Source organism: Streptomyces sp. NPDC029956 (assembly GCF_055574655.1).
Genome location: NZ_JBVHZJ010000051.1, coordinates 55060 through 62503 on the forward strand (window position 1 = coordinate 55060; position 7444 = coordinate 62503).

Below are 7444 nucleotides of genomic sequence, written 5' to 3' on the forward strand. Positions count from 1 at the left end.
GTTGACTCCGCGTACCTGGAGCGTGCCATGTCACTGAGCGTCGCCGGCGTCCTCGGCGAGTCCGCCCGCCACTTCCCCGACCGGATCGCGGTCGTGGAGGGCGCGACCCGGCTCACCTACGGCGAGCTGTGGACGGAGGCGCTGCGCTGCGCCGCCGGGCTCCGCGAGGCCGGAGTGAAGCCGGGCGACCGGCTGGCCGTACTGCTGCCGAACACGATCGAGTTCCTGCGGGTGTACTACGGCGCGCTCGCCGCCGGCGCGACGGTCGTCCCGGTGCACGCGCTGCTCGTCGCCGACGAGGTGCGGTACGTCCTGGAGCACAGCGGCGCGGTGGGCATCGTCAGCGGCGGGCCGCTGTGGGCGGTGGCCGACGAGGCGGCGCGCGCCGCCGGCGTACGCGCCTTCCAGGGGGCGCCCTCGACGGCGCGGCCGCTGGCCGCAGCCGAGCCGGCGGAACCCTCGGACACCGCGGTGATCCTCTACACGAGCGGTACGACGGGCCGCCCGAAGGGGGCCCTGCTCACCCATCTCAACATCGTCATGAACGCCTCGGTGACCTCGCAGGACCTGCTCGGGCTCGGCGCGGGCGACGTGGTCCTCGGCTGTCTGCCGCTCTTCCACAGCTACGGCCAGACCTGCGCGATGAACGGGACGCTCCGGCAGGGCGCGACACTGGTGCTGATGCCCCGGTTCAGCGGCCCGGCCGCCCTGCGGGTGCTGGCCGACGAGGGCGTGACGGTCTTCATGGGCGTCCCGACGATGTACCACGCCCTGGTGGAGGCGGCGGCCGGTTCCGACGTACGGCCGGAGGCCCTGCGCGCCGCCGTGTCGGGCGGCGCCGCGCTGCCGGTCGCCGTCCTGGAGCGCTTCGAGGAGACCTTCCGTACGCAGGTCCTCGAGGGGTACGGCCTGACGGAGACGTCACCGGTCGCGACCTTCAACCAGCCGCACATCGGCCGCAGGCCCGGCACGGTCGGGCACCCGGTCTGGGGTGTGGAGGTCGGCATCGCGGACGCGGCCGTGGACGGCGAGATCCTGCTCCTCGCGGACGGCGGGATCGGGGAGGTCGTGGTCCGCGGGCACAACGTCTTCGCGGGCTACCTCGACGATCCGGCGGCGACCGCGGCGGCGGTCGTGGACGGCTGGTTCCGCACGGGCGACCTGGGCGTACGGGACGAGGACGGCTTCCTGCGGATCGTGGACCGCAAGAAGGACCTGGTCATCCGCGGCGGCTTCAACATCTACCCGCGCGAGGTCGAGGAGGTGCTCGTGCGCCACCCCGGCATCTCGGAGGTCGCGGTGATCGGCGTCCCCGACGACGCGAAGGGCGAGGAGGTCTGCGCGGTGGTGGTGCGCCGGGAGGGCGCCGCCCCGCTCTCCGAGGACGAGCTGGTCGACTGGTCGCGGGAGCGGCTCGGCCGCCACAAGTACCCCCGGATCGTGCGTTTCGTCGAGGAGCTGCCGCTCGGTCCGACCGGCAAGGTCCTCAAGAGGGCTCTGGCGTCCGGGGGTTGACCGCGGGCCCTGCCCCGCCCGCATGATCGGGGCGGTGCGTCACCGTCGACGGAGGAAAGGTGAATCGATGTCGGAGTACATCGCGGAACACGTCCCGAACGGCCCCGGGGCCCGCACGAGGAACGGCGTTCTGCGCGGCGCTCTGAAGGACGGCGTGGCGTCCTTCCTCGGAGTCCCCTACGCGCAGGCCCCCGTCGGGGCGCTGCGGTTCCGCGCACCGGAGCCGGCGGAGGCCTGGGACGGGGTACGGGAGGCCACCGCCTTCGGGCCGACGGCACCCAAGCGCCCGTACGCCCCGCCGCTCGACGCCCTGCTCCCCGACCCCGAGGTGGCGGGCGACGACTGCCTCAACCTCAACGTCTGGGCGCCGTGGCCGGCTTCCCAGGAGGGCCCCGACGAGGGCGGGCGCCCCGTCATGGTCTGGATCCACGGCGGGTCGCTGAAACACGGCTCCTCGGCGGTCCCCGTCTACGACGGCACCGCGTTCGCCCGGGACGGCGTGGTCCTCGTCTCCCTCAACTACCGGCTCGGCATCGAGGGTTTCGGGGTCTTCCCCGACGCGCCGACCAACCTCGGCCTGCGTGACCAGATCGCCGCACTGACCTGGGTACGGGAGAACATCGCGGCCTTCGGCGGAGACCCCGACCGGGTCACCGTCTTCGGCGAGTCCGCGGGGGCGATCTCGATCGCCGCCCTGATGGCCTCGCCTCTCGCGAAGGGCCTGTTCCGGCGGGCCGTGATGCAGAGCGGGGCGCCGAGCGCCCGGTCGCTCGACGCCGCACGGAGGACCACGGAGGCGATGGCCGCACGGCTCAAGGTGCCGGCGACGGCGGAGGCGTTCGCCCGGGTGGACCCGGAGCGGCTGCTCGCGGCGCAGACCGCGGTGACGGGCAAGGGCAGTCCGGTGCTCAGCGGCCACGCCTTCCACATCGCCGTGGACGGCGACGTCCTGCCGGACCACCCGGGGGACCTGCTCGTCGACGGCGCCTCGGCGGACGTGGAGCTGCTGATGGGGACGAACACGGACGAGTACCGGCTGTGGTTCGTGCCGGGCGGACACACCGAGAAGGTGGGGTCCTTGGGGCAGCGGCTCCTGCTCCGGAAGGGGCGGATATCGCCGAATGTGGCGAAGGTGTACCGCGCGGGCCGGCCGCAGGAGAAGCCGGGCGAGGTCCTGGGCGTGCTCGCGGCGGACAAGCTGCTGTGGATGCCGCTGAACATGTTCGCGGACGCCCGGCTGAACACCGGCGGGGCCGCCGCGACGTACATGTACGAGTTCGGCTGGCCCTCCCCCGTCCTCGACCTCCGCGCCTGTCACGCACTGGAGCTCGGCTTCGTCTTCGACACCCTCGACCTGCCGGAGACCCGAGCCCTGACGGGCCCGGACGCGCCCCGCGACCTGGCGGCGGCGATGCACGCGGCCTGGGTGTCCTTCGCCGCGACCGGCGACCCGGGCTGGCGCGAGTGGGATCCGACCCGCCCGGTGATGACCTTCGGCCCGGGCCTCCCCCCCTCCCTGGTCGAGGCCCCGCGTGAGGCCGAACGGCGCGCCTGGGACGTCTGAGGCCGACGGCGGGAATCAGGTCAGGTGGTGGCCGGTTGACGAGGGTGACGGCCCCATCGAAGAGAGGCAGCGCGCGCGATGAGCGTCGAGACCACGTCCGCCGACCCGACCGGCTACTCCGCGGAGGAGACGGTACGGCGCATCCTCACGTCGACCGGCGACACCTGGGCGGTGGTCGGCCTCTCCACGAACACACGACGGGCCGCGTACGGCGTGGCGGCCGTCCTCCAGCGCTACGGGAAGCGGATCGTACCGGTCCACCCGAAGGCGGAGACCGTCCACGGCGAGCAGGGGTACGCGTCCCTCGCCGACATCCCGTTCCCGGTCGATGTCGTCGACGTCTTCGTGAACAGCGAGCAGGCGGGCGGGATCGCCGACGAGGCGGTCGCGATCGGTGCGAAGGCGGTCTGGTTCCAGCTGGACGTCATCGACGAGGCCGCCTTCGCCCGCACCCGGGCGGCGGGCCTCGACATGGTCATGGACCGCTGCCCCGCGATCGAGATCCCGCGCCTGGGCTGAGACCCCCGGAGGGGTCGTGGGAGGGGCTCAGGCGACGGGGACGCCGAGCCCCTCCAGGACGACGGCGCCCGGGAGCTGGGCGAAGGCCTTCCCGGGCAGGATCAGCTTGCCGCGCCTGCGGCCGCTGCCGACCAGGACCCACTCGGTGTCCACCACGGCAGCGTCCACGAGGAGGGGCCAGTCGGCCGGGAGGCCGATGGGGGTGATGCCGCCGTACTCCATGCCCGTCTCGCCGGTCGCCGTGTCCATCGGCGCGAACGAGGCCTTGCGGGCGCCGAGATGCTTGCGGACGACCCCGTTGACGTCGACCCGGGTCGCCGACTTCACGACGCACGCGGCCAGGGTCGCCGTCTCGCCGCGCCTGCCCGCGACGACGACGCAGTTCGCGGACGCGTCGAGCAGCGCGGGCCCGTGGTGCTCGACGAAGACCGCGGTGTCGGCGATGGCCGGGTCGGTGTCCACGTACAGCAGCCGATCGGCGGGGACGGGCCCGGTCCAGGCCCGGACGGCGGCGGCGACGGGGCCGGTCAGCAGGTCCAGGCAGTCGGGGGCGGGCCGGGCGTCGTCGAAGGTTCCGATGGGTGCGCGCATACGCCTCACGCTGACAACGACCGCGCGGGGCGCGGCCGCTCGTCTCAGCGTACGGGCGGCCGGAAGCGGGGGCGGTCGGCCTTCGGGCGTTCGAGCGTACGCCGTCGGCCTTCGGGCGTTTCAGCGTACGGGCGGGATGGAGACGGCCATCGTCATCTCGGCCGGCTCGTCGCCGTCGTTGCGGTACTCGTGCCCCGTGTTGGCCTCGAAGACGGCGGAGGTGCCGGCCGGCAGGCGGTGTTCCTCGCCGTCGACGACCAGGGTGAGGACCCCCGCGGTGACGCTGAGGAGTTCGACCGTCCCGTCGGGGTGCGGGTCGGAGGCGCTGCCGTCGCCCGGCATGAGGGTCCAGGACCACAGCTCCAGGGGGCCGCGGGCCTCGGTGCCGACGAGCAGGGTGGTGTGGCTGCCGGTGGAGGTGGACCACATGCGCACGGCCTGGTCCGGCGGGACGATCCGGACCTGAGGGCCCTGCTCGTAGTCGAGCAGCGTCGTGATCGAGACGCCGAGCGCGTCGGCGAGCTTCACGGTGGTGCCGACGCTGGGGTTCGTCCGGGCCTGTTCGATCTGGATGATCATGCCACGGCTGACGCCCGCCCGTGCGGCGAGGGCGTCCAGGGTGAGTCCCCGCTCCTTGCGCCAGCGCTTCAGGTTCCGGGCGAGCGACTGCGTGAGCTGATCGAGGTCCGACACATTCCGTCCAATATTCTGGATGACAGAGTTCAATAGACTGAACTACGGTGGGGTGCACCCGATTGTTCACTGCACTGTACTGCCGTCCGCGACTGCGAGGACTCATGACCGCCCTGTTCGCCCTGGCCACCAGCCTTCTGTGGGGCCTCGCCGACTTCGGCGGCGGGCTCCTGACGCGGCGGATCCCCGCCCTCACGGTCGTCGTGGTCTCCCAGCTGCTCGCGGTCGTCGTCCTCGGCACCGTCGTCCTGGCGACCGGGGCGTGGACCGAGGCGGGACCGCAGCTCTGGTACGCGGTCGGGGCGGGCGTCGTCGGCCCGGCCGCCATGCTCGCCTTCTACAAGGCGCTCGCGCTCGGCCCGATGGGCGTGGTCTCACCGCTGGGCTCGCTGGGTGTCGTCGTCCCCGTCTCGGTCGGCCTGCTCGTCGGCGACCGGCCGGGGCTCGTCCAGTTCGCCGGGATCGGGGTGGCGATCCTCGGCGTGATGCTCGCCGGCGGACCGGAGCTGCGCGGTGCGCCCGTCCAGCGCCAGGCGGTCCTGCTCACCCTGGTCGCGGCCTTCGGCTTCGGCTCGGTGATGGCACTGATCGCCGAGGCCTCCACGACGCTGACCGGCCTGTTCCTGGCACTCTTCGTCCAGCGGGTCACCAACGTCCTGGTGGGCGGCGGAGCCCTCTACGCCTCGGTGAAGCGCGGGGGCAGCGCCCTGCCCCAGGGCGGCCCCCAGGTGATCCGCGCGGCCCTCCCGGCCCTCGCGTTCGTCGGCCTCGCCGACGTCGCGGCGAACGGCACGTACGCGATCGCCGCCCAGCAGGGGCCGGTCACGGTCGCCGCCGTCCTCGCCAGCCTCTACCCGGTGGTCACGGCCCTCGCCGCCTACGGCGTCCTCAAGGAACGCCTCCGCGCGATCCAGGCGGCGGGCGCGGGCCTCGCCCTGGTGGGCACGGTCCTGCTGGCGACGGGTTAGGCCCTGTCGTCACACTCCCGTCGTCGCCCGAAGCACGGCCCTGCGACGCCAGGACCTAGCGTGCCTGCTCGACCTCCCACGCCGCGAGCGCCGCAAGCTGTTCCGAGGTGACATGGTCGGGGATCGGGACCGGCGCCGGGGTCCGCAGCGGAGGCTGCCAGCCCTTCTCCTTGTCCCAGCTGCGGACGACCTTGGCCGGGGCGCCCGCGACCACCGAGTGGTCGGGCACCTCGCCGCGTACGACCGCGCCCGCGGCGACGACCACGTTCCGGCCGAGGCGGGCACCGGGCAGGATCACGGAGCCGGTGCCGAGCCAGCAGCCGGGGCCGATCGTGACGGGCTCCGAGCGGGGCCACTGACGGCCGACCGGCTCCTCCGGGTCGTCGTAACTGTGGTTGGTCGAGGTGATGTAGACGTACGGACCGCAGTACGTGTCCGAGCCGATGGTCACCTTCGCGTCGGCGATCACATGGCTGCCCCGGCCGAGGACGACGCCGTCGCCGAGCGTCAGCACCGTGTCCGCCCCGAGGTCGAGGCCCGGCAGCATCCCGGCCGTCAGCGTGACCTGCTCGGCGACGATGCAGCACTCGCCGATCTCGATCCACCGCTCACCGAAGACCGTTCCCTGCGGGAACGCGAGCCGGGTGCCCGCGCCGAGCCGGCGGAAACGCAGCTTCCCCGGGTGCTCGGCCGTGACGGATCCGGTCTCCTGCACCCAGCGCCATCCGCCCTGCACGGCACGGTTGAGCATCCGGCGCCGCCAGGCGGCAAGGGACGAGAACGTGTTTCTGTTCCTGGGCACCCGGACACCGTAGTCGGCACCGTCGTGCCTGATCACCGCAGTGCACTGTGATGTCCGTCATGGGCACGGCATAGGCTGCGGCCGGGGGCATCCCCGGGCGTGACATGACGGCTGACGATCAGGAGCGAACCATGACAGAGGCGTTGATCAAGGGTGTGGGCGGCAAGGAGCCGCAGATCGACCCGACCGCCTTCACCGCCCCGACCTCCGTGGTGCTCGGCGAGGTGACACTCGGTGCCCGCTCCGGCATCTGGTACCACGCGGTGCTGCGCGCGGACTGCGGTCCCATCGCCATCGGCGAGGACTCCAACATCCAGGACAACTGCACGGTCCATGTCGACCCCGGCTTCCCCGTCTCGATCGGGGACCGCGTGACCGTCGGCCACAACGCGACGGTGCACGGCTGCGTCATCGAGGACGACGTGCTCGTCGGCATGGGCGCGACCGTCCTCAACGGCGCGCGGATCGGCGCCGGTTCGCTGATCGCCGCACAGGCCCTCGTCCCGCAGGGGATGGAGGTCCCGCCGGGCTCGCTCGTCGCGGGCGTCCCCGCGAAGGTCCGCCGTCCGCTGACCGAGGAGGAGCAGGCGGGCATCCGGCTGAACGCCGAGATGTATCTGCACCTCGCCAAGAGCCACGCCGAGGCCTTCGGAGCGTGAGCCGTACGACGTCCGGCACGTGAGGGAGGGGGGGACCCCTCTCCGGGTGCCTCCCCCCCCCCCCCCCCTCCCCGTTTTTTCCGGCCCCCTCCGCGACCCCCACCCGGATCGGGTCCTGGGCCCCCGCCCCCTC

Annotated in this window: 8 protein-coding genes; 5 read left to right on the top strand and 3 right to left on the bottom strand. The window is 73.0% G+C overall.

Translation table 11 applies throughout. The annotated features are described in order from the left end of the window. The first annotated feature begins 27 nt into the window (after window positions 1-27). The 3 genes from ACZ4XX_RS31100 (at window position 28) to ACZ4XX_RS31110 (ending at window position 3598) form a co-directional block, all read left to right on the top strand. A complete protein-coding gene (locus ACZ4XX_RS31100; RefSeq protein ID WP_468511194.1) occupies window positions 28-1515 on the top strand; it encodes a long-chain-fatty-acid--CoA ligase in 1488 nt (495 codons plus the stop codon). A 67-nt stretch (window positions 1516-1582) separates the two neighbouring features. Continuing rightward, window positions 1583-3079: a carboxylesterase/lipase family protein gene (locus ACZ4XX_RS31105; RefSeq protein WP_468511195.1), complete on the top strand. Its 1497-nt coding sequence runs from the start codon at window positions 1583-1585 to the stop codon at window positions 3077-3079. A 78-nt stretch (window positions 3080-3157) separates the two neighbouring features. Further along, the gene (locus ACZ4XX_RS31110) at window positions 3158-3598 is read left to right on the top strand and encodes a CoA-binding protein (RefSeq protein ID WP_468511196.1); all 441 of its coding nucleotides are present in this window, start codon (window positions 3158-3160) and stop codon (window positions 3596-3598) included. A gap of 27 nt (window positions 3599-3625) precedes the next feature. On the opposite strand, the gene ACZ4XX_RS31115 is transcribed toward ACZ4XX_RS31110, so the two are convergent. Further along, on the bottom strand, window positions 3626-4189 hold the full coding sequence (locus tag ACZ4XX_RS31115) for a YbaK/EbsC family protein (protein WP_468511197.1): 564 nt from the start codon (window positions 4187-4189) through the stop codon (window positions 3626-3628). A gap of 120 nt (window positions 4190-4309) precedes the next feature. Next, complete coding sequence (locus ACZ4XX_RS31120; RefSeq protein ID WP_468511198.1) at window positions 4310-4882, bottom strand: helix-turn-helix domain-containing protein; 573 nt, start codon at window positions 4880-4882, stop codon at window positions 4310-4312. A gap of 104 nt (window positions 4883-4986) precedes the next feature. Between ACZ4XX_RS31120 and ACZ4XX_RS31125 the strand changes: the two genes are divergently transcribed. Continuing rightward, window positions 4987-5850, top strand: coding sequence for an EamA family transporter (locus ACZ4XX_RS31125; protein ID WP_468511199.1), 864 nt, complete (start codon window positions 4987-4989; stop codon window positions 5848-5850). A gap of 55 nt (window positions 5851-5905) precedes the next feature. On the opposite strand, the gene ACZ4XX_RS31130 is transcribed toward ACZ4XX_RS31125, so the two are convergent. Then, window positions 5906-6652: an acyltransferase gene (locus tag ACZ4XX_RS31130; protein WP_468511200.1), complete on the bottom strand. Its 747-nt coding sequence runs from the start codon at window positions 6650-6652 to the stop codon at window positions 5906-5908. A gap of 131 nt (window positions 6653-6783) precedes the next feature. On the opposite strand from ACZ4XX_RS31130, the gene ACZ4XX_RS31135 reads away from it, so the two are divergent. Continuing rightward, window positions 6784-7311 (top strand): gamma carbonic anhydrase family protein, encoded by a 528-nt coding sequence (locus ACZ4XX_RS31135; protein WP_468511201.1) that lies wholly within the window; start codon window positions 6784-6786, stop codon window positions 7309-7311. Window positions 7312-7444: the final 133 nt, after the last annotated feature.